This window comes from Ruegeria sp. F12 (assembly GCF_056533885.1).
Window position 1 is genome coordinate 1 of the sequence record NZ_JBQFOV010000010.1, and the last position, 23,751, is coordinate 23,751.

Here is a 23,751-nt window from a genome sequence, read left to right on the forward strand (position 1 = left end):
GCTTCGGCTTCGGCTTCGGCTTCGGCTTCGGCTTCGGCTTCGGCTTCGGCTTCGGCTTCGGCTTCGGCTTCGGCTTCGGCTTCGGCTTCGGCTTCGGAAGGGGCCTCGTCTAGCGCTGCGACCTCGTCAACCGATGCTTCGTCAGATACGGAAACAGCATCGACCGCCTCCTCCAACTTGGGGTCATCCACCGGTTTTTGATCGGACTTCTTCTTACCAGCCACCGCAATATTCCCCTTATCGAATCCGAAATGCTTGGAACAACAGACCCAGTCAAGTTAGTCGGTGGCCACGTCGCCCTCAACCCGCAACGCATGTTTCACAAGTTTTTTAACGGCCTTACGCATTTTCTTTGGTGTCGGCTCTTTCGCGACCTTCAACCGCGCATAGGGCAAAGAATAAAGGGGTTCGGCGGTGGCCTGGCTGATGGCAGCCACCCAAAGCGGGGCAGAACCGCGCCAGATGTCGGCAAAATGTCGCGCCGTTCTGGGCGAAAATATTGGAGCCAAAACAGCGGATTTGCCGTTTGCTGCGGCAGTCGCCTCCGGTGTCAGCGGTAACAGGTTTTGCTGGTAAACGGGCTGTTCGCGCACGGTCAGGCCGGATTCGGTCAGCCGCTCGGCAATATTGCCCCGGCTGTGCTCGCCGCGCAGGTGCAGTAGCGGACTGAGCGGGCGGGTTTGCAAAAGGGCTGCGATTAACTCCTCGGCGGTCTGGCCCAACAATTGCGCGTCCCATCCGACGCCCTTGGCCGTCCCGGTTGTCGCCGGTCCGACGCAAAAAGCCGGCAGCGACCGATCAACCCCCATTGAGGCCGCCGCGTTCACCGCATTGGCCGAGGTAAAGATCAGACCCTGCACGCCGCGCATATCCGTGCTCACCGGCAGGGGTTTGATTTCCAGAATCGGGGAATAGATGACCTGCACCCGAGACCTGACGCGGGTCGGAAGCTGCGCGACGAACCTTTCAGAGGCCGCGCGCGGGCGGGTCATCAACAAATACAACGTTCGGCGCCTTGGGCCTTGGGATTGTTTGCATCCGCGCAGGGTGATACCCCGCTTGGCAACCAAGGTGTAACGGATCAGGCCAATGGTGCAAACACTTACTGTCCTCGGGTTGGAAAGCAGCTGTGACGACACAGCCGCCGCCGTTGTGCGCCATGGCGAAAACGGGGCCGAGGTTTTGTCGTCTGTCGTGCATGGCCAAACCGAGCTGCATAGCGCCTTTGGCGGCGTCGTGCCCGAGATTGCCGCCCGTGCCCATGCCGAGAAGCTGGATACCTGCGTCGTGCAGGCACTGGCGGATGCCGGGCTGGGCCTGTCCGACATCGATGCCGTCGCAGTAACCGCTGGGCCGGGCCTGATCGGAGGCGTCATGTCCGGCGTCATGTGCGCAAAGGGGATCAGTGCGGCAACCGGGTTGCCTTTGATCGGGGTGAACCATCTGGCAGGCCACGCGCTGACGCCGCGCCTGACCGACGGGATCGCGTTTCCTTACCTAATGCTGCTGGTTTCGGGCGGGCATTGCCAATACCTGATCGCCCACGGGCCGGACCGCTTTACCCGTTTGGGCGGCACGATCGACGACGCGCCGGGTGAGGCGTTCGACAAAACCGCCCGCCTGTTGGGACTGCCGCAACCGGGTGGCCCTTCGGTAGAAACCGAGGCCCGCGCAGGTGATCCCAAACGGTTCCGCTTTCCGCGGCCTTTGTTGGACCGCCCCGGATGTGATCTGTCTTTTTCGGGCCTGAAGACTGCACTGATGCGGATGCGCGATCAGGTCGTGGCCGAGAAAGGTGGGCTGACCCGTCAGGACCGCGCCGACCTTTGCGCCGGATTTCAGCAAGCCATCGTGGATACACTGGCAGAGAAAACCCGCCGCGCGATGGATCTGTATTTGGACGAAAACCCCGCGGAGCCGGTGATTGCCGTGGCCGGAGGCGTCGCAGCAAATTCAGCCATTCGCTTTGCGTTAGAGGATGTTTGTGTTGAGAAAGGCGCGCGTTTCACCGCACCGCCACTGGCCCTGTGCACCGACAACGCCGCCATGATCGCCTATGCAGGGATCGAGCGGTTTCGCACCGGCGCGCGCGACGGGTTGGACCTGACCGCGCGACCCCGCTGGCCCCTGGACCAGACCAGCCCCGCCATGCTGGGCAGCGGCAAGAAAGGGGCCAAGGCATGAGCGTGTCCGTTCTGGGTTCGGGCGCGTTTGGCACAGCGCTGGCGATCTCATTGGCGGGGAACGGGCCGGTGACGCTGTGGGCGCGGGACTCGGAACAGGCGCGGGCGATGCTCACTACGCGTGAAAACGCGGCACGACTGCCGGGTGTGGCTTTGCCAGATGCGATCACTGTAACCTCTAACATCACGCAGGCTGCGGAAAGCCAGATATTGCTGGTCTCGGTTCCGATGCAGAAACTGCGTGGCGCGTTAGAGGATCACGCCGAGGTTCTGACCGGGAAAACGCTGGTGGCTTGCTGCAAGGGGATTGAACTGTCCACAGGGCTGGGTCCGATCTCGGTCATCCGCCAGACCATTCCCGACGCGCGCCTTGCCCTGCTGACCGGCCCGAGCTTTGCCGATGATATCGCACGCGGATTGCCCACCGCGCTGACGCTGGCCTGCGCTGAGGATGCGCATGAGCTACAGCATGACCTGACCACGGCGAACCTGCGCCTGTACCGCACCACAGATCTGATCGGGGCGGAACTGGGCGGCGCGTTGAAAAACGTCATGGCCATCGCTTGCGGAGCAGCGATCGGAGCCGGTTTGGGCGACAGCGCCCGCGCTGCGCTGATGACGCGGGGATTTGCTGAAATGCAGCGTTTTGCCCTGATGCGTGGCGCGCGGTCCGAGACCTTGATGGGCCTGTCTGGACTGGGCGATCTGGTATTGACCTGCTCATCTGAACTGTCCAGAAATTACCGATTTGGCCTTTGTTTAGGTCGAAAACAGCCATTTGACAGTACCACCACGGTCGAAGGTGTCGCCACCGCCCGCGCGATGTCGGATATCGCGAAAGCCGAAGGTCTGGACATGCCCATCAGCGCCACGGTGGCAGATCTTAGCCAGGGCACCTACAGCGTCATGCAAGCCATCGAAACCCTGCTCAACAGACCCCTGAAGGAGGAATAATATGCTCATCGCTCTGATCGCCCGTGACAAGGACGGCGCATTGCAAACCCGGCTGGACAATCGCGCCGACCACCTGGCTTACATCGAAGAAACCGGTGTCGTTGCACAGGCTGGACCCCTGTTGGATGGCGACGCAATGATAGGCTCGCTGATCATCCTTGAGGTGGAAGACATGGCTGCCGCCCAAAGCTGGGCTGACAATGATCCCTATGCCAAGGCGGGGTTGTTCCAGTCCGTCGATCTGATTGCCTGGAAGAAGGTCGTCGGCTGATGGCATATTGGCTGTTCAAGTCCGAACCCTCGACCTGGAGCTGGGACCAACAGGTCGCCAAAGGGGACGCAGGCGAGGAATGGGACGGCGTGCGCAACTATCAGGCGCGCAATTTCATGCGTCAGATGGAAGTGGGCGACCGGGGGTTCTTTTACCACTCGCAAAAGGACAAGGCGATCGTCGGCATTGTCGAGGTCTGCGCCGCCGCCCATCCCGATAGCACCACCGATGACGAACGCTGGGAATGTGTGGATATCAAAGCGGTTCGGCCCTTTGCAACGCCGGTCACGCTGGACCAGATCAAGGCCGACGAACGATTGGGCGCGATGGTGCTGGTCAAGAACTCGCGCCTGTCGGTTCAACCGGTCACAGATGCCGAATGGCAGGTGATCTGCGATCTGGGGCAGACCCCGGCCGAATAGTCGCAGGCAGAATAATAAAGGGAAGGTTCCGACGATGCAGAACCTTCCCTACCCCGCGTGCTCCCGACTCACCACACGCGTATAGAAATCTATTGGTTCTGACCGTCCTGGTCACATCCAGACATTAGCCGTTTGCAGCCGCGCATACAAACACCAAGTACCTAAAATTGAAAACGCCCGTCACAGGGACGGGCGCGTTTGTCATCAGCCGTAGACCGACTCTTTGCCAAAATGCTTGGTCAGCATGTAGTAGACGACCGCGCGGTATTTGTTACGCTCGGACTGGCCATAGGTCTCCAGCACCGACTGAATTGCCTCGTCCAGCGCAGGGCCGTCCGACAGGCCCAGTTTCTTGATCAGGAAATTGTTCTTGACCGTCTCGATCTCACCGTCCTGCGTTGCCGCCACGGTCGAGGCATCTGCATCGTAAATCGCCGGGCCGCAGCCAATCGTGACCTTGGTCAACAGATCCATATCGGCATCCATACCGCATTTGGATTTCAGATCTTCGGCATATTTGGCGATCAACTCGTCGCGTTTTCCCATGAATAACTCTCCGGTAAGGCGGCAGGGCCGCTGTTGTGTGAAACCTTGAAACACGTGCAGATAGGTTAATATGTCGGATGCAGGCCACAAAGGGGAAATTTAGCGGGTTTCCCCCCGCAGCGCTTTAATGGAAGGCGCGGCTTGCCAATTCCGAGAACGCCCGCACCTTGCGCCCGGCGGTGGTGCTGCCCGCATGCACGAAGGAAATCGGCGCATCAGGAGACCGCAGGCACCCAGGCAGAACCTCGATCAAAGCGCCGTTTTCCAGTTCACGTTGCACGGCCAACCGAGACTTAACGGCCAGTCCCAACCCCTGTACTGCCGCCTCGGTCAGCATGTCCGAGTTTGACACGGCAATGCCGCGCGGGATCGTGAATAATGTGGCGCTATGTCCGTCCGTTATATCCAGCCGCGTCTGCCACGGCAGGCATGCCCAGCGCATCACGCGCAGGTCCTCGACTGAACGCGGCATGCCATGCGTGTCGCAAAACGAGGGCGCAGCACAGATGATCCGGTCATTGTCGCTGAGCTTGCGCGCCTTTAGCGTGCTGTCAGCCAGCCGCCCCACCCGGATCGCGCAGTCTATCCCCTCATCCACCAGCGAGACATAGCGGTCAACGGCCAGAAACTCGACCGTCAGGTCCGGGTTTTCGGCCTGAAACGAGCTCATCACCGGCATGATGAAGCGCGACAGAATCCACGGGGAAAGCGTGACGCGTAGATGCCCGCGCAATGCTCCGCTGCCGCTGCCGGCATCCAGTTCGGCCTCGCGCAGATCGGCCAAAAGTGGTTCGATCCGGTCCAGAAAGATCAACCCCTCATCGGTCAGTTGGACTTTGCGGCTGTTACGGTGAAAGAGTTTGAGGTTCAGAACCTCCTCAAGTTTCGTGATGCGATGGCTGACTGTCGCCGCCGAGATCCCCTGCGCTTTGGCGGCGGACCCCACGCCGCCGGTTTTCGCGACCGAGACAAAGGTCAGTAGGTCATTCACATGATACATTCGAAATTTCCTAACGCTGGTTTCAAGATTGAGCCAGTTATCGCGGAAAATTTCAAATGGTATCTGCTGGATCACGACCAGAGGAGGACCTGATGAAATCACTTTACGCAGCCACATGCGCGCTTGCGCTGGCCTTGCCCGCCGCAGCAGCCGAGTTGGAAACTTATCTTGAGTTTGAAAAGGCCATGCCCCCGGGCAATCTGGCCATTGGCCCGGATGGGCGCATGTTCATGTCGGTGCATGAATTCTACGGCCCTGAATTGCGCGTGGTTGAGGTGATGCCTGATGGCTCCACCAAGCCTTACCCGACCGAAGACTGGGCCCGCGCACCCAACGACGATGCGGATGGGTTGAACGGCGTTTTGGGCCTGCGTGCGGATCGAGATGGTATCCTTTGGATGCTGGATGGTCAGGGAGAAAACCAGACCGGGCGCGTCGTCGGCTGGGACACCAAAACCGAAACCCTGCACGCGATCCATTATATCGGTGCGCCTGTGGCGCGGCCGACCTCATTCCTGAATGATCTGGCTGTAGACCGCGATCACGGGGCTATCTACATCTCAGATACAGGCGACGGGCAGAACTCGGCCATTATTGTGGTTGATCTGGATACAGGGCGCGCGCGGCGCGTTCTGGAGGGGTCGCAATACACGATCCCCGAAGATACGCCGATGGTGATTGACGGGCGCGAGATCACGCTGGGCGGCAATCCGGCCAAGATTGGCATCAACCCGATCACAGTCGATCCGACCAACACATGGGTCTATTTCGCCCCAATGACGGCAAGTGCGATGTACCGCATCCCCACCGCCGCGCTGCTGGATGAAAGCCTATCAGATGCCGATCTAGAGGCCAAGGTTGAACGCTATGGCGACAAGCCGATTTCGGATGGGTCGACCGTGGATACCGGCGGCAATGTCTATATCACTGCGATGACCGACAATGCGCTGGGCGTCACCAAGCCGGATGGCAGCTATGAAGTGCTGTTCCAGTCGGACGATGAATTGCCGTGGCCTGACGGATTTTCGATCGGTGCTGACGGGTATGTCTATGCCACGATTAACGAGCTGCACCGCTCGCCCGTACTGAACAATGGCGAGGATGCCTCGAAGGGTATCTACAAGATCGTTCGGTTCAAATCGCTGGCTGATGCGGTCAGCGGACGCTAAGCCAATCTCCGGCCCCGGTTCTCGGGGCCGGATTATCTGCAATAGCCCCAGCCCGGCCCCTGCAAATGGAAGTGGTCCGCGTGCAGCTTGTTGAAATTGGGGCTCAGCACCACCCGGAACCAATCACAAGCGCCCTGCCCGATCTGGCGTAGGAATTCGGATTCGGGCCCTTCAGTTGGCCAGTCGCGCAACAGGTTTAGTGTGCGTCCATCGGCCAGATCGACCCCCACGATATCAATGGAATCTGCAGTTGCATGACTGCTCCATCGGCTGTCCTGCCCCTGCGCGGTCCGCATCCGGCGGCAGTTATAGCTGCCCAGGTGCCGCAGAGCACGCGCCTCAGTACCCAAAATGTCCCGCGCAGCAGGCTGAACCACGTGATGTTCCCACATGGCAAGACGCAGAGCTGTGGTACAGCGCGTTTCGACCCCTCGGACATCTGCGGTAACAACGCGCGACAGAAGGCCCCGTCCGCTGATCCCGCAATTCTGATCGACGACCAAATCCTCCATCTCAGCAAACGCCACTTCGTCCGCAGACAGTACCGCCTTGCATTGCGCCCCATCCGCCAAAGCACGGTTCAACTGAAACCGCGTAACCAGAGTAACCGGGGCCGTAATCGACAGATCGCGCAGGGGGTTCCAATGGTCAGGCAAGGGTGACTTCGGGTGTGTCACCAGAAGGAATCCGGCAGAGCCAACAAGAAATAGAAATACGATGATGGAAAAGAAAGACGCCGCCAGTTGCGTGAACCGGCGGCGTCCTGTGCGTTTCGTCATACCCGATCCGCGATCAATAGCGGTAGTGCTCGGGCTTATAGGGGCCTTCGGGTTTCACGCCGATATAGGCCGCCTGTTCGCTATCCATCTGGGTCAGCTTCACGCCGATCCGGTCCAGATGCAGACGCGCGACTTTTTCATCCAGATGCTTTGGCAGGATATAGACCTTGTTTTCGTACTCATCACCCTTGGTAAACAGCTCGATCTGCGCCAGAACCTGGTTGGTGAAGGACGCCGACATCACGAAGGAGGGGTGGCCCGTGGCGTTGCCGAGGTTCAGCAACCGGCCTTCGGACAGCAGGATCAGACGATTGCCCGAGGGCATCTCGATCATGTCCACCTGTTCTTTGATGTTGGTCCACTTGTGGTTCTTCAGGCTGGCCACCTGAATTTCGTTGTCGAAGTGGCCAATGTTGCCGACGATGGCCATATCCTTCATCTCGCGCATATGCTCGATGCGGATCACATCCTTGTTGCCGGTGGTGGTGATGAAGATATCCGCGCTGGAAACTTCGTCTTCCAGCAGTGTCACCTCGAACCCGTCCATCGCGGCCTGTAGCGCGCAGATCGGATCAACCTCAGTGACTTTCACCCGGGCACCGGCACCGCGCAGTGAGGCGGCCGACCCCTTGCCTACGTCGCCATAGCCGCAGACGACGGCAACCTTGCCGGCCATCATGGTGTCGGTAGCGCGGCGGATACCGTCAACCAGCGATTCCTTACAGCCATATTTGTTGTCAAACTTCGATTTGGTGACCGAGTCATTGACGTTGATTGCCGGGAACGGCAGGTGGCCGTCTTTGACCAGTTGATACAGGCGGTTCACGCCGGTGGTGGTTTCCTCAGACACACCCTGGATCTGATCGCGCATCTTGGTGAACCAGCCCGGACTTGCGGCCATGCGCTTGGCGATCTGCTTCTTGATCACCTCTTCCTCTTCCGAACCCGGAACGGGGATGATGTCTTCGCCCGCTTCGGCACGCGCGCCCAGCAGGATGTACAGCGTCGCGTCGCCGCCATCGTCCAGGATCATGTTCGGGCCTTCGTCGAACAGGAAGGACTTGTCCAGATAATCCCAATGTTCTTCCAGCGTCTGGCCTTTGATGGCGAAGACGGGGATACCGGCCTCGGCAATCGCAGCGGCAGCATGGTCTTGGGTCGAGAAGATGTTGCACGACGCCCAGCGCACATCCGCGCCCAGCGCCACCAGCGTTTCGATCAGAACAGCGGTTTGGATGGTCATGTGCAGAGAGCCGACGATCCGCGCACCGCTTAGCGGCTTGCTTTCGCCATATTCCGCACGCAGGGACATCAGCCCCGGCATCTCGGTTTCGGCAATATCCAGCTCTTTGCGGCCGAACCCGGCCAATGAAATGTCTTTGACGATATAGTCCCCGGCCATCAGGTACTCCATTCCGGTAAATCTTGGTCCGGGTTGCCCCTAGCATCCCTTTGGGGACGTGGCAACGCAGATGGCCGGAAACGGGATTTTATGCGCCAAACTTAGCTAGGCGTGCCTTCTACCTTGATCTTGGGGATCGCTTCGAAAAAATCGGTGCCAACGGCGACGATACAACTCAGGCCGTTCGCATGGGTCACCAAAACGGTATAGCTTCCCGTTTCCCGTGAGGTCCAAACCTCCATCACCGATTGCCCGCCGCGTGATTTCTGCAATCCGCCAAACGCCAGCTGTTCCGAATAGCTGTCTTGTAGCTTGGCGATCACGTGGTCACGTTGCGCACAACTTTGCTGCTGGGCAAACGCCGGAGGGGCAGTGGCGGCCATGCCAAAGGCCAGTGCAATTCCAAACAAACGCTTGAACATAACAAGCTCCTTTCGATTCTGGTTTCAATCGAGAGGGGCACACCGGGAGAAGCATGCGCCCCCCTCGGTACTTCATGTCGGTATCACCGCGCACTTGTTCAAAGCACGAATGCTCAAGAAAAAGTTGGCAGCTGGTGATCTTGACAGGTAAACCATACCACAAAATTGCGGCGCAATCGCGGCTGTTCGGACAAGGCATGGTATAATGGCAACACAACCCCGCGCATGGCAGAGGATGCTGTCTGGCCGCAGGCTGGATCTGCTGGATCCGACCCCGGTGGATATCGAGATCGAAGATATCGCCCATGGACTGGCCTTTGTGGCGCGCTGGAACGGTCAGACGGCAGGGGATTTTGCTTATTCCGTGGCCGAACATTCGCTGCTGGTCGAAGAACTCTATGGCCGCATCGCCCCGAAGGCTCCGGTCAAATGGCGGTTGGCTGCTTTGTTACATGACGCCCCCGAATACGTGATTGGAGATATGATTTCTCCAGTCAAATCCGCCGTCGGTCCCGACTATGGCGCGCTGGATGACCGGTTGGCCGCGGCGATCCACATTCGGTTCGGCCTGCCCGCCGCCATGCCGAAAACGGTGAAGCGTCAGATAAAAAAGGCCGACAAGATCAGCGCCTGGATGGAGGCCACGCAGATCGCAGGCTTTTCCGAGGCCGAGGCGACGAAGTTTTTTGGACACCCCGACAAGACCGCGATGGAGGGGCTGAACATCGTTCTGCGCCCCCCGATCGAGGTACGGCGTGCTTACACGGACAGACACGCCGCCCTCTTGGCACAGCTTTAAGCAAACATATAAAAGCAGATTTTGTTGCCGTCGTGGTCTCGCACATAAGCGCCAGTGAACCGACCCGGCACACGGACACCCGGCGCGCCTTCATCGGTTGCACCAAGGCTGAGGGCTTTATTATAGAGCGTTTTGATCTCATCCTCGGATTCGGCGGCAAACGAGATCATGACGCCATTGCCAACAGAGCATTCATTTCCGTCATAGGGCTCGCAGACGGCCAACATCGCCTCTCCGGGTTTGGTTCCGATAAACGCGATGCGCCCTACATCGTTGACCACCTTTGCGCCGCGATCCGAAAGCAGTTCCGTATAGAATTTCTTCGCGCGTTCCATATCCGAGACGCCGATGGTCACATAGCCGATCATCTATGAAGTTCCTGTCTTGTTAAGTGTTTTCCAGAAGCGAACACTTGGTCTCAGGGCGCAGAGGTGCAAGTCACGAAGCTGTGACATGAGGTTTCCGAAAATTACAGTTCCGGATGCAAAAGGTCGTGGACCATCATTTCCAACTTTGCCTGGGACAGCCCGTCACGCTGATCGAAGTATAGCTGGTTGTCTGCTTCGTGAACTATGACGAGCGGTCGGGATCCAGCGTCAACCAATTGAACAGAAGTAGCAAGATTCAAAGTGTCCTCATAAAAGGGGAGCTGAACATTCAACCAACCAAAAAATGGGCCAACATGCGCTCGCTTTTTTCACCAAACATTTCTCGCCATTGCGCATAACTGTCTAGGCTTAATGAACACCAGACCAACCATACAAAGGGTTCAGTTTGTCCTATGATAGGGAGCTGCAACCTACCCCGAACAAAATAGTATTGATCATCAATGATGCAATCATCAGTGCCAAGCTCGGCGCGTGATTTTTGGTCTTCTTCGTCCAAAACCGCGTAGCTTAGTGGAGCCTCGGGCCCGAAACTCGGAAGACCTTCATGTCTCTCGCCGCAAGTTTTACACTTAAAGCTGAATGACATTCAAAAAATCCGCTTCACCGCGGGCTGCGCTTCGCCAAAATTCGCTGCAACGTCCGGCGGTGCATGTTCAGCCGCCTCGCGGTTTCCGAGACGTTCCGGTCACACAGTTCATAGACCCTCTGGATATGCTCCCAACGTACGCGGTCGGCGCTCATAGGGTTTTCCGGGGGCGGCGGCAGCTCGTCATCTTTGGTCAGCAGCGCATTGGTGATGTCGGTGGCATCGGCGGGTTTCGACAGGTAGTCGGTCGCGCCAATCTTTACGGCGGCCACGGCAGTAGCAATAGCGCCATAGCCGGTCAGAACCACGACCCGGCTGTCGGGGCGCTTTTCACGCAGCACTTCGACCACGTCCAGCCCGTTGCCATCCTCAAGCCGCAAATCCACAACCGCGTAGGCAGGTGGGCGGGCGGTGGAAATGGCCCGTCCTGCGGCGACCGAGCCTGCGGTCTCAACCTCGAAACCGCGCTTTTCCATGGCCTTGGCCAGACGTCTCAGAAAGGGCTCGTCATCATCCACCAGAAGCAGGGATTTATCCGGGCCGATATCCAGGTCAGAGCTGTCCGCCATATTCTATTCTTTCCGCTATTTCACGCCGTTGGCTTGGTACTGAGTAATAGCAGCGCCAAGGCAAAGGTCAAACAGGCCATTAAGTCCTAGATCTTGTCCAGGAAGCACCCGACCTTATCCGCCATCTGCTGGGCTGTGTCATTCCGGTTGAAAAACTCGATAAACCCGTCCTGAGGGGTGACCAGATAAGTAAAGGTGGAATGATCGACCAGATAGTATTCGTCGCTTTTGTCATGGGCCTTGTAATAGGTCTTGTAAGCTTGGCTCGCAGCCTTGACCTGTTCGGCCGAACCGGTCAGAGCGATGGTCTTTCCACCCAGGTTGAAGGCATAGTCAGCCACAACTTCGGGCGTGTCGCGGTCCGGATCGATCGAGATGAACAGCGGCGTCACCGACTGGCCGCGGGTTTCCAAAATATCCACGGCCTCGGCATTGCGGGACATATCGAAGGGGCAGACATCGGGGCAGAAGGTGTAGCCGAAATAGACCAGCGTGGGTTCGGTGATCACGTCGGTATCGGTGACGGTTTGACCTTCGCCGTTGATCAGCTCGAACGGTCCACCAATGGCGGCGGTGCCGCCTGCGATCTGGCTGGACCGGCATTGCGCGAACTTGTCGTCCGAACCGGCTCCGCGCGTCAGCAACCACATAGCCCCCAGACCTATGGCAAGAACAACAGCGGCGAGAATGGCGTAAAGGCGGACCATAGCATCAATCCTAAAGATCAGAGGGGTTGTTGATCGTTTCGGCCCGGACACCTATCAAGATGGTCAGCCGATGCAACAGGACAAAATGGACCCATGGCCAATTCCAACATCACATTCTGGCGTGGACAGGAACGCAGCAGCTGGATCAGGCTGCGCACGCTGATCCTGTTGCGCTGGGTGGCCATCATCGGCCAGATCACCGCCATCACCGTCGCGCAACAGACCTATGGTGTGCAGCTGGACGTGATGCTGTGCTATCTGGCGATTGGCGTATCCGTCATGGGAAACCTGACGGCGATCCTTGTTTTTCCTCGCAACAAGCGCCTGTCCGAGTTCGAAAACTTCCTGATGGTGCTGTTCGACCTGCTGCAACTGACCATCCTTTTGTATCTGACGGGCGGGTTGAACAATCCGTTTGCCCTGTTGTTGGTGGGGCCGGTCACGATCTCGGCCAGCGTGATGAGCACACGCTCGACCCTGATCATCGGCGGTGTGGCCATCGCGCTGACCACCCTGCTGGCCGAGTTTCATGTGCCGCTGCGCACGGATGTGGGCATGGATCTGGATATCCCCGACATCCTGCTGTTCGGCAACTGGGCCGCCATCGTGATCGCTATCGTCTTTCTGGGGGCCTATTCCCATCGGGTCAGCTCTGAGGTGCAATCCATGTCCGACGCGTTGTCCGCCACGCACATGGCGCTGGCGCGGGAACAGAAGCTAACTGATCTGGGCGGCGTGGTCGCCGCCGCCGCGCATGAGTTGGGCACGCCACTGGCCACGATCAAGCTGACCAGCTCTGAACTCTATGAGGAACTGGACGACCGCCCCGACCTAAAGGAAGACGCCGCCCTGATCCGCGAACAGGCCAACCGGTGCCGCGATATCCTGCGTGACATGGGTCGGGCAGGCAAGGACGACCTGCATTTGAGGCAAGCCCCGCTATCCACCGTGGTGCATGAAGCCGCAGAGCCTCATATCAACCGAGGCAAGAGCGTTCATTTCCTGGAAGGGCCCGCCGATGACGGCGATGTGCAGCAACCCTCGATCCTGCGCAAACCCGAGATCATTCACGGGCTGCGCAACCTGATCCAGAACGCGGTGGATTTCGCGCGCGCCAATGTCTGGGTCGAGGCCGAGTGGACGGCCGATCAGATTACCGTCCACATCATGGATGACGGGCGCGGGTATCCTTCGCAGATGATCGGCCGCATCGGTGACCCGTTCATGCGCCGCCGCCGCGCCGAGACGGACCAGCGCGCGCGCCCGGAATATGAAGGTATGGGGCTGGGTCTGTTCATTGCCAAAACGCTGCTGGAACGGACCGGGGCCGAGCTGGACTTTGCCAATGGCTCGGACCCCTATCAGACCTATTCCGATAATCCCGATCACCGGGGGGCAATCGTCAGGGTCACATGGCCCCGCAAATTGCTGGATGCCCAGACCGGCGACACCCCTGTGCCATCCGGTGCCAATCAGCGCATTGAGGTCTGAGTTAAGACCCTGTTAACCATTGCAACCCATTATCCGACGCCACGAGCAACCCTGCGAGGAACTCATGGTGGACTGGATCATTCTGGCTGTTATCGGTCTGGTTTCTGCCAGCCTTGCGGTGCAGTGGCTGCTGCCACGTCGCAGGCAAAGAGGCGACAATTTCGGCCTTTCCTCGCCCTCGTCGCTGTTCGATGCGGTGTTTCTGTTTGATGGGGATCGTTTGATCAGCCATTCGGACATCGCGCTTGAAGGGTTCGACGACCTGCGCGACTGGCCGGACCTGCGCCGTCTGTTGCAGCGGGACTTCCCTTCGTTCCCCGAAACGCCCGAACGTATCCGGCAGGAAGGCAACATGGTGATCCCCGCGATTGATTGCACGGTAGAACGCGATGTCCTGTGCGAATGGATCGATGGGATTGTACGGGTTCAGTTGCGTGACAGTGGCGGGTGTCCCTCGACTGTTCATCGCGAAACCAACGATCCAATCCGATTGGCCATGGAACGTGCGCCCTACCCGGTCTGGTTGCTGGATCACCAATCCAATGTGCGCTGGTGTAACGCAGCCTATATTGCATTGGTGCGCAAAGTGCGCGGGCAGGATACGGACCTGACCGCACCGCTCTTTCCGGGCCTTGAAGACGACGCAAAACCGTCAGGAAAGTCGCGCGTTTCGATCTCGACCGAGGGCAGCGACAGCAAGCTCTGGTTCGACCTGACGCTGGCGGATCACCCCGAGGGGCATTTGTGCTATGCAGTCGACATCAATGCCATCGTCGACGCCGAAACCGCCCAGCGCAAATTTGTGCAGACGATGACCAAGACGTTCGCACAGCTGTCCATCGGACTGGCCATTTTCGACCGAAACCGTCAGTTGGCCCTGTTCAACCCCGCCCTGATCGACCTGACCGCCCTGCCGCCCGATTTCCTCAGTTGTCGCCCCAGCCTGTCCAGCTTTTTCGACCGGCTGCGCGATCAGCACATGATGCCCGAACCAAAGAATTATCGCGGTTGGCGCAGCCAGATGAACGATCTTCTCGAAGCGGCCGAAGACGGGAATTATCAGGAAACATGGTCCCTGCCCTCGGGCTCGGTCTATTCGGTCAGCGGCCGCCCACACCCTGACGGTGCCGTAGCCTTTCTGTTCGAGGACATCACGGCCGAGATCACCCTGACCCGCCGCTTCCGGTCAGAGATGGACCTGATGCAATCCATTCTGGACAAGCTGGCGGATGCAATCGCTGTGTTTGGTGCGGATGGAACCCTAGCTTTCACCAATTACGCCTATCAGGAATTGTGGGGTGAAACCGACGACAGCGGGTTCGAGCCTGACTCGATCCTTGATGTGACACGGGGCTGGCAGGATCAATGCCTGGCAACGCCGGTCCTTGGCGAAATCCGAGATTTCGTAGCCATGCGCGAAAACCGATCCGAGTGGTCCGCGGACCTGCGATTGCGTAATGGCACGCGCCTGATCTGCACCTTGTGCCCGATGCAGAACGGCGCGACGATCGTGCGGATTTCACCGGATGCGGACGCGATGATAAGTCAGGATATTCACCAGATCAGCGCCTGAACCGGGTTGCAGCCAACCGGGCGCAAGGCCATTGTGGCGCCATGACAAGCGCGCCCAATGTAATCACCCTGAATTCGCCCGAGGAAACCGCCCGATTGGCGGTTTTACTGGGCCGCGTGCTGCGCCCCGGCGACGTTCTGTTGCTGGACGGCGAGATCGGCAGCGGCAAGACACATTTCGCGCGCAGTCTGATCCAATCCGTGATGACCCACCCCGAAGATGTCCCCTCGCCCACCTTCACGCTTGTGCAGGTCTATGACACCTCCTTGGGCGAGATTTGGCACTGCGACCTCTACCGGCTAAGCGCACTGGAAGAGGTCGAGGAACTGGGTCTGACCGACGCATTCGAAACCGCGATCAGCCTGATCGAATGGCCAAACAAACTGGGGCCGTTGGAACCGGCCTCAGCGCTGACGCTAAAGTTTGAAACAGATCCTGATACACTGGAAAAACGCCATCTGACGATCAGTTGGTCGGACCCGCGCTGGGCTGAATTGCCGGAGGCGATCACATGACAAACCGCGCCATTCTAGCCGAAGCGCTGATCGCGCAGACACCTTGGGCGAATGCCCTGCGCGCGCCCTTGGCCGGGGATGCCTCGAACCGCAGGTACGAGCGGCTTACCAATCCCGAGACAGGGGCAACGGCCGTGCTGATGGATTCCCCCCCCGGTCAAGCCGAACCGGTCGAAGCGTTTGTGCGGATGGCGCACCACCTGCGCGCGACCGGGCTAAGCGCGCCCGAGATCTACGCTGAGGACACCGAGTTCGGGTTCCTTCTGTTGGAAGATTTGGGCGATGACCTATTCGCGCGTGTCCTAGAAACCCGCCCTGAGATGGAACGGGAGCTCTATCAGGCTGCTACGGACGTTCTGATCACACTGCACGCGGCACCAACACTGTCCCTGCCGTCTTACGGTCCCTCGCTGATGGCCGAGTTGTCGGCGCTGTCCTTCACCAAATACGCGCAGGCCATTCTTGGCGCGCATGATCAAGACGCGCGTAGTCGGTTTGAGCATCGCTTTGCCGACATCCTGCACCAGGAAACATCGGGACCAAAGGTCGTGGTCCAGCGCGATTATCACGCCGAGAATCTGATTTGGCTGCCCGATCGAAACGGGGTAAAACGCGTGGGCCTGCTGGATTTCCAAACCGCGATGCTGGGGCATCCGGCTTATGATCTTGTGTCCTTGTTGCAAGACATTCGTCGCGACGTATCCTTGGGAACCGAGATGCGTATGATTGATCACTATATCTCGCAGACCGGAGTGAACGATCATGACTTCCGCACCGCTTATACGGTGCTGGGGGCGCAAAGAAACCTACGTATCCTGGGTGGTTTTGCCCGGCTGGCCACGGAGTACGGCAAGCCCCAATACGTGGACCTGATCCCGGCCACATGGGCGCATTTAATGCGCGATCTAGAGCATCCCGCGCTGGTCGGCGTGGCTGATCTGCTGCGCAGCGCCCTGCCCGCGCCCACCGAAGAAAACCTGAACAGGCTACGACAGAAATGACGCAATCACCCGACGCTGTGATGGTATTCGCCGCCGGGTTCGGGACCCGTATGGGCGCGCTGACCAAAGATAGACCCAAACCGCTGATCGAAGTTTCGGGTCGGCCGCTGATCGACCATGCACTAGAGCTGGTTGATGCGATCAACCCTCAGCGGATCGTCGCCAACCTGCACTATCTGCCCGAGCAGCTTGAGGCGCATTTGGCACCGAAAGGTGTGACGCTGACTTACGAAACAGACGACATCCTTGAAACAGGGGGCGGATTGCGCGCCGCTCTGCCGATGCTGGGGCCGGAGCCGGTGTTCACTCTGAATCCCGATGCAATCTGGTCCGGCCCAAATCCGTTAACACTTTTGCGTAAGGCATGGGACCCAGATCGAATGGACGCGCTGTTGATGTGCGTACCTGTGGCACAAACCTTGGGCTACACCGGCACTGGAGATTTCACCGCAGATGCGGATGGGCGCATCTCGCGCGGGCCCGGATTGATCTATGGCGGGGCGCAGATTTTGAAAACTGAAGGTCTGATGGATATCCCTCAGACATCCTTTTCCCTGAACCTGCTGTGGGACCGGATGCACAGCGACAACCGTCTGTTTTCACTGACCTATCCTGGCCGATGGTGCGATGTAGGCCATCCAGAGGGTATCGCGCTGGCCGAAGGGTTGATTGCCGATGTTTGACCCCTCCACGGCTCCGCGCGTTTTTGCCGTTCCACCGGGTTCGGATTTTCCCAAGGCGCTGGTGGCGGGATTGCACGCACGCAGCACCGGCCAACCGCCCGAGGCGCTGGCTCGCGTACAACTTGTCGTCAACACGCGGCGGATGGCGCGTCGGGTCCGCGATCTGTTCGATCAAGGGCCTGCGTGTTTGCTCCCGCGACTTTCGCTGGTCACGGATCTGGGCGAAAGCATTAATCTTGCGCAGATTCCGCCCGCGATTCCAGCACTGAGACGACGGTTGGAACTGACTCAACTGGTTTCGAAACTGCTGGAACAACAGCCCGATCTGGCGGCGCGGTCCTCGCTGTTTGATCTGTCCGACAGCCTGGCCGCCTTGATTGACGAGATGCAGGGCGAAGGCGTTTCCCCCGAGGCGATCCGGCAGTTGGATGTCAGCGACATGTCTGGCCATTGGGCCCGCGCTCAGGCGTTTATCGGTATTGCCGACAGGTTCGTGGAAACTGGCGATAATGCGCTAGACGCACAGGCGCGCCAACGGCGCGTTGTCGAAAACCTTATCGCGCGTTGGCAGGTGGAACCGCCACAGCATCCGGTCATTCTGGCGGGGTCAACCGGGTCGCGTGGGACGACGCTGATGCTGATGGAGGCAATCGCCCGCCTGCCACAAGGCGCGTTGATTCTGCCCGGCTATGATTTTGACCAACCCGACGCCGTCTGGACCCGGCTGGATGAGGCGCTGACCTCGGAAGATCACCCGCAATACCGATTCCGTAAACTGATGACGATGTTGGGTCTGCGGCCCGATCAGATTGAACGCTGGACGCGGGATGCCCCACCCTCAGCCCCGCGCAATCGGCTGGTGTCACTGGCATTGCGCCCAGCGCCAATAACGGATGCGTGGATGACCGAGGGTCCGCAACTGACAGATTTGGCCGAGGCCACCGCAGACCTGACCCTGGTTGAGGCGCAATCTCCGCGCAGCGAAGCCTTGGCCATCGCGCTTCGGCTGCAACAGGCGGCAGAAACAGGTCAAACTGCGGCGCTGATCACGCCGGACAGGATGTTGACCCGACAGGTCAGCGCTGCTCTGGATCGTTGGAACATCACACCCGATGACAGTGCGGGTCTGCCTTTGCAACTGTCCCCGCCCGGCCGGTTCCTGCGCCATGTCGCGGGCCTGTTTGCCCGGCGGCTGGATGGTGAGGCGCTTTTGACGCTGCTCAAACATCCTCTATGCCACGGTGGCGACGAGCGCGGATCGCATCTGCTGCACACCCGCGATCTGGAATTGGATTTGCGTCGCCATGGTCCTCCTTTTCCAGACGGGCCCAGCCTGACCGCCTTTGCGATCCGCAAAGAAGTGTCTGAGGGTTGGGTCCAATGGTTGATCCAGCATTTCTGCGATCAACAGATCTCGGGCGAATTGCCGTTGTCCGAATGGGTCACTCGTTTGCGTCGTCTGGCAGAGGCGATCTCGACCGGCAGCTCCGGCGAAAGCGGTCCGCTTTGGGACAAGAACGCGGGTCAAAAAGCGCTGACCGTTCTGACTGCGCTTGAGGATGAGTCCGGCCATGGCGGCCAGATGACGGCGCATGATTTCGCCGATCTGTTGGGTGCGCTGCTGGCAGGGGAAGAGGTTCGCGACCGTGACGCGCCGCATCCCCGGATCATGATCTGGGGGACGCTTGAGGCGCGGGTTCAGGGGGCTGATCTTCTGATCCTGGGCGGTTTGAACGAGGGCAGCTGGCCCGAGGCCCCAGCCCCGGACCCTTGGTTGAACCGGCAGATGCGTGACAAGGTCGGTTTGTTGCTGCCGGAACGGCGGATCGGGCTGTCGGCACACGATTTCCAGCAGGCCATCGGCGCGCCCGAGGTCTGGTTGACCCGCGCCACCCGCTCGGACGACGCCGAAACTGTGCCGTCGCGCTGGTTGAACCGGTTGACCAATCTGCTGCAGGGCTTGCCGGATCAGGGCGGACGCTCGGCGCTTACCAAGATGCGCGACCGGGGCGGCCAATGGTTGCGTTGGTCGGAACAGCTGGAGCATGCACCTGAGATCAAAGCGGCAGCGCGCCCCTCACCGCGCCCGCCCGTCGCGTCGCGGCCCCGTCGCTTGAGCGTCACCGAGATCAAACGCCTGATCCGCGATCCTTACGCTATTTATGCGAAACATGTACTGCGGCTGAAACCTCTGGACCCATTGGTGCAAGCACCGGATGCCTTGCTGCGCGGGATCGTGATTCATGAAATCCTCGAACATTTCGTGAAAGACAGCGTTTTGGACACAGCCCTGCTGAACCGTGAGAACTTTCTGAAACGTGCCGAGATGCTCTTGGACCAGCATGTCGCCTGGCCAACCACACGCAAATTGTGGCTGGCGCGTTTGGAGCGTATTGCCGACGATTTTCTGACTGCTGAAACCGCGCGCAGGGGCGATGGCGGGCCGGTGGCGTTCGAAGCGGCGATGAAACTGGTCCTCGCCCCGATGGATGTCACGATCGTTGGTAGGGCCGACCGGATCGACCTGAACACGCGCGGTGCAGTGCGGTTGATCGACTATAAAACCGGGACACCTCCCACCGAAAGTCAGCAAGCCAAGTTCGACAAGCAATTGTTGATCGAAGCCGCCATGGCCGAGCAGGGCGGGATCGAAGGGTTTGACCCTCTGCCCGTGGCCGAAGCGGTGTTTATCGGCATGGGCGGAAGCTACAAAGAGGTGCCGGCGCCCTTGGCCAAGGAACCGACTGACAAGGTGTTAGCTGAACTAAAAGAGTTGATTTCTGCCTATTTAGAGCCTGATCAGGGGTTCTCGTCACGGCGAATGTTGCACAAGGATACGGATATCGGGGACTACGATCACCTTGCCCGTTTTGGCGAGTGGGACCGAACCGCCGAGATCAAGCCCGAGGATCTGTCATGAGCGCCCGCAACGACGCCACCGAACGGCAGGTGCAGGCAGCGCGGCCTGATGCCTCGACCTGGTTGGCCGCGAATGCGGGTTCGGGCAAGACGCGGGTTCTGACCGACCGGGTGGCGAGGCTTTTGTTGGACGGCGTGCAGCCGCAGCACATCTTGTGCCTGACCTACACCAAAGCTGCCGCCAGCGAGATGCAGAACCGCCTATTCAAGCGCCTTGGCGAATGGGCGATGCTGGGTGATGACCCGTTGCGCAGGCAGCTGACCGATCTGGGCGTGGCGGGAATGATCGACCCGGATCGCCTGGCGCAGGCGCGTACTTTGTTTGCCCGCGCCATCGAAACGCCCGGTGGGTTGAAGATCCAGACGATCCATTCGTTCTGCGCGGCGTTGCTGCGCCGATTTCCGCTTGAGGCCGGGGTCAGCCCGCAATTCTCTGAGATGGAAGACCGCGCCGCCGCCTTACTTCGTGTGGAAATCGTCGAAGATTTCGCCACGGGACCGCAGGCCGAATTGATCGAGGATGTGGCCCGGTTTGTAACCGACTCTGGATTTGACGCTCTGACAGCCGCCGTGACCCAGAAACGGAACCTTTTCGCAAACGCGCTGGGCTGGGGCGACATTCTGGGCAAATTTGACCTGCCCGACGGGTTTGACGAAGACGCATTGTTGAGCAAGGTCTTTCTGGGAGGTGAGGTCGATCTGATCCGCTCGATACTGCCGGCACTGTCCGAGAGCGGCGGCAACAACGCCAAGGCTGCCGCAAAACTGGCCGCCTTTACCGAGCCGCGATTGGGCAGCCTGCCAATCCTCGAAGGCGTTTTCCTGACGGGGAAGTCCGCCAGGGAGCCATTTTCAGCCAAGATCAACAGCTTTCCAACCAAGGCCCTGCGCGAAGGCGCTTTGGCCGACCGAATGCCACAGCTTGAGGCGCTGATGTTGCGCATCGAGGACGCGCGCGAACAGAGGTTGGCGCTGGCCGCCGCGCGCAAGACCCATGTGTTGCACCGTTTTGCCTCCGCCTTCCTGCCGGAATATGAGCGTCGCAAACAGTTGCGCGGCTGGCTGGATTTCGACGACTTGATCCTGCGTGCGCGGCAAGTTCTGAACGACCCAGCGGTGGCCGAATGGGTGCTGTATCGGCTGGACGGCGGAATCGACCATATTCTGGTGGACGAGGCGCAGGACACCAGCCCCGACCAATGGGATGTGGTCGAGAAACTGGCGCAGGAATTCACCAGCGGGGAAGGTGCCCGGTCCGGGGTCGAGCGCACGATCTTTGTGGTCGGCGACAAGAAACAGTCGATCTATTCCTTTCAGGGCGCGGACCCTGCCGCGTTCGATCGCATGCAGCGAGAGTTTGGGCGGCGGCTGAAGGAATCAGGCTCTAAACTGTGGGATTCGACGTTGGAATATTCCTTCCGGTCCTCCAGTGCGATCTTGTCTCTGGTCGATATCCTGTTCGAAAACCGGGCCGAGGCCGGGTTTCACAAAGACAGCCAGCACCGGGCGTTTAAGGCCGATTTACCGGGGCGCGTAGATCTTTGGCCCGTGGTGGAAAAGGTCGAAGCGGATGAGGATGCCGACTGGACCGACCCGGTCGACCGACCTGGCGCGCGCCATCACACTGTTATTTTGGCTGAGCAGGTTGCGCAGTCCATCAAAACGATGATCGACTCGGGCGAAACCATCCCCGAGGATGGCGACATCCCCGGCACATTCGTGCGCCGCAGGGTGCAGCCGGGCGATTTCCTGATCCTCGTGCAGCGCCGATCCGACCTGTTTGCCGAGATCATCCGCGCCTGCAAATCCCTGCACCTGCCCATCGCAGGGGCGGACCGGCTGAAGGTCGGCGCAGAGCTGGCTGTGAAAGACCTTGCCGCCTTGCTGAGCTTTCTGGCCACGCCCGAGGACAGCCTTTCGCTGGCAACCGTGCTGAAATCTCCGCTATTCGGGTGGAGCGAGCAACAGCTCTTTGATCTGGCCCATCGGCGGCAGGAACAATTTCTATGGGCGGCTTTGCGCCATCGCGCGGATGACTTTCCTGAAACGCTTGAGGTTCTCAACGATTTGCGCGGCCAGATCGACTTTCTGCGCCCCTATGACCTGATCGAACGCATCCTGACGCGCCATGACGGGCGGCGCAAATTGCTGGGTCGTCTGGGGGCCCAGGCCGAGGATGGCATCAATGCGCTGCTGTCGCAGGCGCTGGCCTATGAGCGCACGGATATTCCCAGTCTGACCGGATTCCTCGTCTGGATGCAGACCGACGATCTGGAAATCAAACGACAGATGAGCGGCGTCGGCAATATGATCCGCGTCATGACGGTGCATGGCTCGAAAGGGCTGGAGGCGCCCATCGTGATCCTGCCAGATACGGGCAGACGACAGGCCCCGCGCGATGCCGAGATTATGGTGGGCGACGGTGTTCCTGCCTGGAAATTACCAGCCGATGCCTCACCCAGCCTGATTGCCCGCGCGCGGGCGCAGGCTCGGGAACGGGAAGAGAATGAACGGTTGCGCCTACTCTATGTGGCTCTAACACGGGCGGAGAAGTGGTTGATCGTGGCCGCAGCGGGAGATGTCGGAACGGATGGAACCAGCTGGTATCAAATGGTGCAGGCTGCCATGGAACGGGCAGGGGCTGTTGCCATCGAAGGCACGGAGATCCTGCGATTGGCGCATGGGGACTGGGACGGATTGCCAGAAACCGAACACAAAGACACCCGTGCAGCAGAGCAGATCTTGCCCGATATGTTCCGCTCGAACCCGGACGCGCCTGAGGTTGAACCGGACACTCTCAGCCCATCAGATTTGGGTGGGCCAAAGGCGTTGTTCGGAGATGCGGGGCAAGATGAAGAGGCCGCAAAGCTGCGCGGCACGCGCCTGCATCTGCTGCTGGAGCATTTGCCGTCGACTCCGCCGGAAAACTGGCCACAGCTTTGCGCGCGCATTCTACCGGATATGTCCGACGCAGACAGGTCCGAGCTGTTGGCCGAGGCCAAAACCGCCCTGACCGCAGATCATCTGCGCCCAGTCTTTGCGCCGGACACGCTGGCCGAAGTTCCGGTGACGGCCACGCTGAACGGGCGGCGTTTGCATGGGGTCATCGACCGGTTGATCATCTCGGATACCGAGGTGCAGATCATTGATTTCAAAACAAATATGAGCGTACCAAACAGCCCTGAAACCTGCCCTGATGGGTTGTTGCGGCAGATGGGAGCTTATGCGCACGCGCTGGCGCAGATCTATCCCGGTCGGAATATCAAAACCGCGATCCTGTGGACGCGTACCGCGCAGCTTATGTGGTTGCCACACGATATTGTGACGGATGCACTGACACGCGCCCACATATCTTGACCTTGCCAAGTCGC

Annotated in this window: 22 protein-coding genes and 2 pseudogenes; 13 read left to right on the forward strand and 11 right to left on the reverse strand. The window is 59.5% G+C overall.

Going from position 1 to position 23,751, the window contains the following annotated elements; translation table 11 throughout:
• Positions 1-224 (reverse strand): annotated as a pseudogene (locus ACR0CA_RS13740) (hypothetical protein); the annotation flags it as partial.
• Between the two features lie 54 nt (positions 225-278).
• Positions 279-992 (reverse strand): uroporphyrinogen-III synthase, encoded by a 714-nt coding sequence (locus tag ACR0CA_RS13745; protein WP_480899635.1) that lies wholly within the window; start codon positions 990-992, stop codon positions 279-281.
• A gap of 97 nt (positions 993-1,089) precedes the next feature.
• Between ACR0CA_RS13745 and tsaD the strand changes: the two genes are divergently transcribed.
• The 4 genes from tsaD to ACR0CA_RS13765 are packed head-to-tail and all read left to right on the forward strand — an operon-like array spanning position 1,090 to position 3,830.
• Positions 1,090-2,184 (forward strand): tRNA (adenosine(37)-N6)-threonylcarbamoyltransferase complex transferase subunit TsaD, encoded by a 1,095-nt coding sequence (gene tsaD / locus ACR0CA_RS13750; RefSeq protein WP_480899637.1) that lies wholly within the window; start codon positions 1,090-1,092, stop codon positions 2,182-2,184.
• Entirely contained in the window at positions 2,181-3,137 is a 957-nt protein-coding gene (locus tag ACR0CA_RS13755; protein WP_480899638.1) for an NAD(P)H-dependent glycerol-3-phosphate dehydrogenase, read from the forward strand. The genes tsaD and ACR0CA_RS13755 overlap by 4 nt, the downstream gene beginning before the upstream one ends.
• A 1-nt stretch (position 3,138) precedes the next feature.
• Positions 3,139-3,408 (forward strand): YciI family protein, encoded by a 270-nt coding sequence (locus tag ACR0CA_RS13760; protein WP_170771262.1) that lies wholly within the window; start codon positions 3,139-3,141, stop codon positions 3,406-3,408.
• Positions 3,408-3,830: an EVE domain-containing protein gene (locus ACR0CA_RS13765; RefSeq protein ID WP_170771264.1), complete on the forward strand. Its 423-nt coding sequence runs from the start codon at positions 3,408-3,410 to the stop codon at positions 3,828-3,830. The genes ACR0CA_RS13760 and ACR0CA_RS13765 overlap by 1 nt, the downstream gene beginning before the upstream one ends.
• A gap of 204 nt (positions 3,831-4,034) precedes the next feature.
• Here ACR0CA_RS13765 and ACR0CA_RS13770 read toward each other — a convergent pair whose 3' ends face one another.
• Entirely contained in the window at positions 4,035-4,376 is a 342-nt protein-coding gene (locus ACR0CA_RS13770) for a DUF2853 family protein (protein WP_170771266.1), read from the reverse strand.
• 124 nt (positions 4,377-4,500) lie between these two features.
• A complete protein-coding gene (locus ACR0CA_RS13775) occupies positions 4,501-5,376 on the reverse strand; it encodes a LysR family transcriptional regulator (protein WP_480899640.1) in 876 nt (291 codons plus the stop codon).
• 92 nt (positions 5,377-5,468) lie between these two features.
• On the opposite strand from ACR0CA_RS13775, the gene ACR0CA_RS13780 reads away from it, so the two are divergent.
• Positions 5,469-6,545: an L-dopachrome tautomerase-related protein gene (locus ACR0CA_RS13780; protein ID WP_480859464.1), complete on the forward strand. Its 1,077-nt coding sequence runs from the start codon at positions 5,469-5,471 to the stop codon at positions 6,543-6,545.
• A 32-nt stretch (positions 6,546-6,577) separates the two neighbouring features.
• On the opposite strand, the gene ACR0CA_RS13785 is transcribed toward ACR0CA_RS13780, so the two are convergent.
• The 3 genes from ACR0CA_RS13785 to ACR0CA_RS13795 form a co-directional block, all read right to left on the reverse strand.
• Positions 6,578-7,324: an extensin-like domain-containing protein gene (locus ACR0CA_RS13785; RefSeq protein WP_170790180.1), complete on the reverse strand. Its 747-nt coding sequence runs from the start codon at positions 7,322-7,324 to the stop codon at positions 6,578-6,580.
• Between the two features lie 13 nt (positions 7,325-7,337).
• Positions 7,338-8,726, reverse strand: a complete 1,389-nt coding sequence (gene ahcY / locus ACR0CA_RS13790; RefSeq protein WP_170771582.1) for an adenosylhomocysteinase — start codon at positions 8,724-8,726, stop codon at positions 7,338-7,340.
• A 101-nt stretch (positions 8,727-8,827) separates the two neighbouring features.
• Positions 8,828-9,148, reverse strand: coding sequence for a hypothetical protein (locus ACR0CA_RS13795; protein WP_170771275.1), 321 nt, complete (start codon positions 9,146-9,148; stop codon positions 8,828-8,830).
• A 205-nt stretch (positions 9,149-9,353) separates the two neighbouring features.
• Here ACR0CA_RS13795 and ACR0CA_RS13800 point away from each other — a divergent pair, with 205 nt between their 5' ends.
• Positions 9,354-9,947, forward strand: coding sequence for an HD domain-containing protein (locus tag ACR0CA_RS13800; protein WP_170771277.1), 594 nt, complete (start codon positions 9,354-9,356; stop codon positions 9,945-9,947).
• On the opposite strand, the gene ACR0CA_RS13805 is transcribed toward ACR0CA_RS13800, so the two are convergent.
• From ACR0CA_RS13805 to ACR0CA_RS13820, 4 genes and pseudogenes are all read right to left on the reverse strand, one after another.
• Positions 9,944-10,315, reverse strand: coding sequence for a VOC family protein (locus ACR0CA_RS13805; RefSeq protein ID WP_170771279.1), 372 nt, complete (start codon positions 10,313-10,315; stop codon positions 9,944-9,946). The two genes, ACR0CA_RS13800 and ACR0CA_RS13805, sit on opposite strands and share 4 nt — an antisense overlap.
• A 101-nt stretch (positions 10,316-10,416) precedes the next feature.
• A pseudogene (locus ACR0CA_RS13810) lies at positions 10,417-10,922 on the reverse strand (DUF2199 domain-containing protein).
• 14 nt (positions 10,923-10,936) lie between these two features.
• Positions 10,937-11,491, reverse strand: coding sequence for an ActR/PrrA/RegA family redox response regulator transcription factor (locus ACR0CA_RS13815; protein WP_170771283.1), 555 nt, complete (start codon positions 11,489-11,491; stop codon positions 10,937-10,939).
• An 86-nt stretch (positions 11,492-11,577) separates the two neighbouring features.
• Entirely contained in the window at positions 11,578-12,198 is a 621-nt protein-coding gene (locus tag ACR0CA_RS13820; protein ID WP_480899644.1) for an SCO family protein, read from the reverse strand.
• A gap of 93 nt (positions 12,199-12,291) precedes the next feature.
• Here ACR0CA_RS13820 and regB point away from each other — a divergent pair, with 93 nt between their 5' ends.
• The 7 genes from regB (at position 12,292) to addA (ending at position 23,737) form a co-directional block, all read left to right on the forward strand.
• Entirely contained in the window at positions 12,292-13,689 is a 1,398-nt protein-coding gene (gene regB, locus ACR0CA_RS13825) for a sensor histidine kinase RegB (protein ID WP_170790184.1), read from the forward strand.
• 64 nt (positions 13,690-13,753) lie between these two features.
• Positions 13,754-15,262, forward strand: coding sequence for a PAS-domain containing protein (locus ACR0CA_RS13830; RefSeq protein ID WP_480899646.1), 1,509 nt, complete (start codon positions 13,754-13,756; stop codon positions 15,260-15,262).
• Between the two features lie 41 nt (positions 15,263-15,303).
• Complete coding sequence (tsaE, locus tag ACR0CA_RS13835) at positions 15,304-15,777, forward strand: tRNA (adenosine(37)-N6)-threonylcarbamoyltransferase complex ATPase subunit type 1 TsaE (protein WP_480899648.1); 474 nt, start codon at positions 15,304-15,306, stop codon at positions 15,775-15,777.
• Entirely contained in the window at positions 15,774-16,778 is a 1,005-nt protein-coding gene (locus ACR0CA_RS13840; RefSeq protein ID WP_170790187.1) for an aminoglycoside phosphotransferase family protein, read from the forward strand. Before tsaE ends, ACR0CA_RS13840 begins: the two co-directional genes overlap by 4 nt.
• On the forward strand, positions 16,775-17,461 hold the full coding sequence (locus ACR0CA_RS13845; RefSeq protein ID WP_170771296.1) for a nucleotidyltransferase family protein: 687 nt from the start codon (positions 16,775-16,777) through the stop codon (positions 17,459-17,461). Before ACR0CA_RS13840 ends, ACR0CA_RS13845 begins: the two co-directional genes overlap by 4 nt.
• A complete protein-coding gene (addB, locus tag ACR0CA_RS13850) occupies positions 17,454-20,381 on the forward strand; it encodes a double-strand break repair protein AddB (protein ID WP_480899650.1) in 2,928 nt (975 codons plus the stop codon). Before ACR0CA_RS13845 ends, addB begins: the two co-directional genes overlap by 8 nt.
• Complete coding sequence (gene addA, locus ACR0CA_RS13855) at positions 20,378-23,737, forward strand: double-strand break repair helicase AddA (protein ID WP_480899652.1); 3,360 nt, start codon at positions 20,378-20,380, stop codon at positions 23,735-23,737. Before addB ends, addA begins: the two co-directional genes overlap by 4 nt.
• Positions 23,738-23,751: the final 14 nt, after the last annotated feature.

Bases quoted from the DNA above. Each gene is read 5' to 3' on its own strand.
- ACR0CA_RS13745 (WP_480899635.1), bottom strand. From the start codon at position 992: ATGACCCGCCCGCGCGCGGCCTCTGAAAGGTTCGTCGCGCAGCTTCCG.
- tsaD (WP_480899637.1), top strand. From the start codon at position 1,090: ATGGTGCAAACACTTACTGTCCTCGGGTTGGAAAGCAGCTGTGACGAC.
- ACR0CA_RS13755 (WP_480899638.1), top strand. From the start codon at position 2,181: ATGAGCGTGTCCGTTCTGGGTTCGGGCGCGTTTGGCACAGCGCTGGCG.
- ACR0CA_RS13760 (WP_170771262.1), top strand. From the start codon at position 3,139: ATGCTCATCGCTCTGATCGCCCGTGACAAGGACGGCGCATTGCAAACC.
- ACR0CA_RS13765 (WP_170771264.1), top strand. From the start codon at position 3,408: ATGGCATATTGGCTGTTCAAGTCCGAACCCTCGACCTGGAGCTGGGAC.
- ACR0CA_RS13770 (WP_170771266.1), bottom strand. From the start codon at position 4,376: ATGGGAAAACGCGACGAGTTGATCGCCAAATATGCCGAAGATCTGAAA.
- ACR0CA_RS13775 (WP_480899640.1), bottom strand. From the start codon at position 5,376: ATGTATCATGTGAATGACCTACTGACCTTTGTCTCGGTCGCGAAAACC.
- ACR0CA_RS13780 (WP_480859464.1), top strand. From the start codon at position 5,469: ATGAAATCACTTTACGCAGCCACATGCGCGCTTGCGCTGGCCTTGCCC.
- ACR0CA_RS13785 (WP_170790180.1), bottom strand. From the start codon at position 7,324: ATGACGAAACGCACAGGACGCCGCCGGTTCACGCAACTGGCGGCGTCT.
- ahcY (WP_170771582.1), bottom strand. From the start codon at position 8,726: ATGGCCGGGGACTATATCGTCAAAGACATTTCATTGGCCGGGTTCGGC.
- ACR0CA_RS13795 (WP_170771275.1), bottom strand. From the start codon at position 9,148: ATGTTCAAGCGTTTGTTTGGAATTGCACTGGCCTTTGGCATGGCCGCC.
- ACR0CA_RS13800 (WP_170771277.1), top strand. From the start codon at position 9,354: ATGGCAACACAACCCCGCGCATGGCAGAGGATGCTGTCTGGCCGCAGG.
- ACR0CA_RS13805 (WP_170771279.1), bottom strand. From the start codon at position 10,315: ATGATCGGCTATGTGACCATCGGCGTCTCGGATATGGAACGCGCGAAG.
- ACR0CA_RS13815 (WP_170771283.1), bottom strand. From the start codon at position 11,491: ATGGCGGACAGCTCTGACCTGGATATCGGCCCGGATAAATCCCTGCTT.
- ACR0CA_RS13820 (WP_480899644.1), bottom strand. From the start codon at position 12,198: ATGGTCCGCCTTTACGCCATTCTCGCCGCTGTTGTTCTTGCCATAGGT.
- regB (WP_170790184.1), top strand. From the start codon at position 12,292: ATGGCCAATTCCAACATCACATTCTGGCGTGGACAGGAACGCAGCAGC.
- ACR0CA_RS13830 (WP_480899646.1), top strand. From the start codon at position 13,754: ATGGTGGACTGGATCATTCTGGCTGTTATCGGTCTGGTTTCTGCCAGC.
- tsaE (WP_480899648.1), top strand. From the start codon at position 15,304: ATGACAAGCGCGCCCAATGTAATCACCCTGAATTCGCCCGAGGAAACC.
- ACR0CA_RS13840 (WP_170790187.1), top strand. From the start codon at position 15,774: ATGACAAACCGCGCCATTCTAGCCGAAGCGCTGATCGCGCAGACACCT.
- ACR0CA_RS13845 (WP_170771296.1), top strand. From the start codon at position 16,775: ATGACGCAATCACCCGACGCTGTGATGGTATTCGCCGCCGGGTTCGGG.
- addB (WP_480899650.1), top strand. From the start codon at position 17,454: ATGTTTGACCCCTCCACGGCTCCGCGCGTTTTTGCCGTTCCACCGGGT.
- addA (WP_480899652.1), top strand. From the start codon at position 20,378: ATGAGCGCCCGCAACGACGCCACCGAACGGCAGGTGCAGGCAGCGCGG.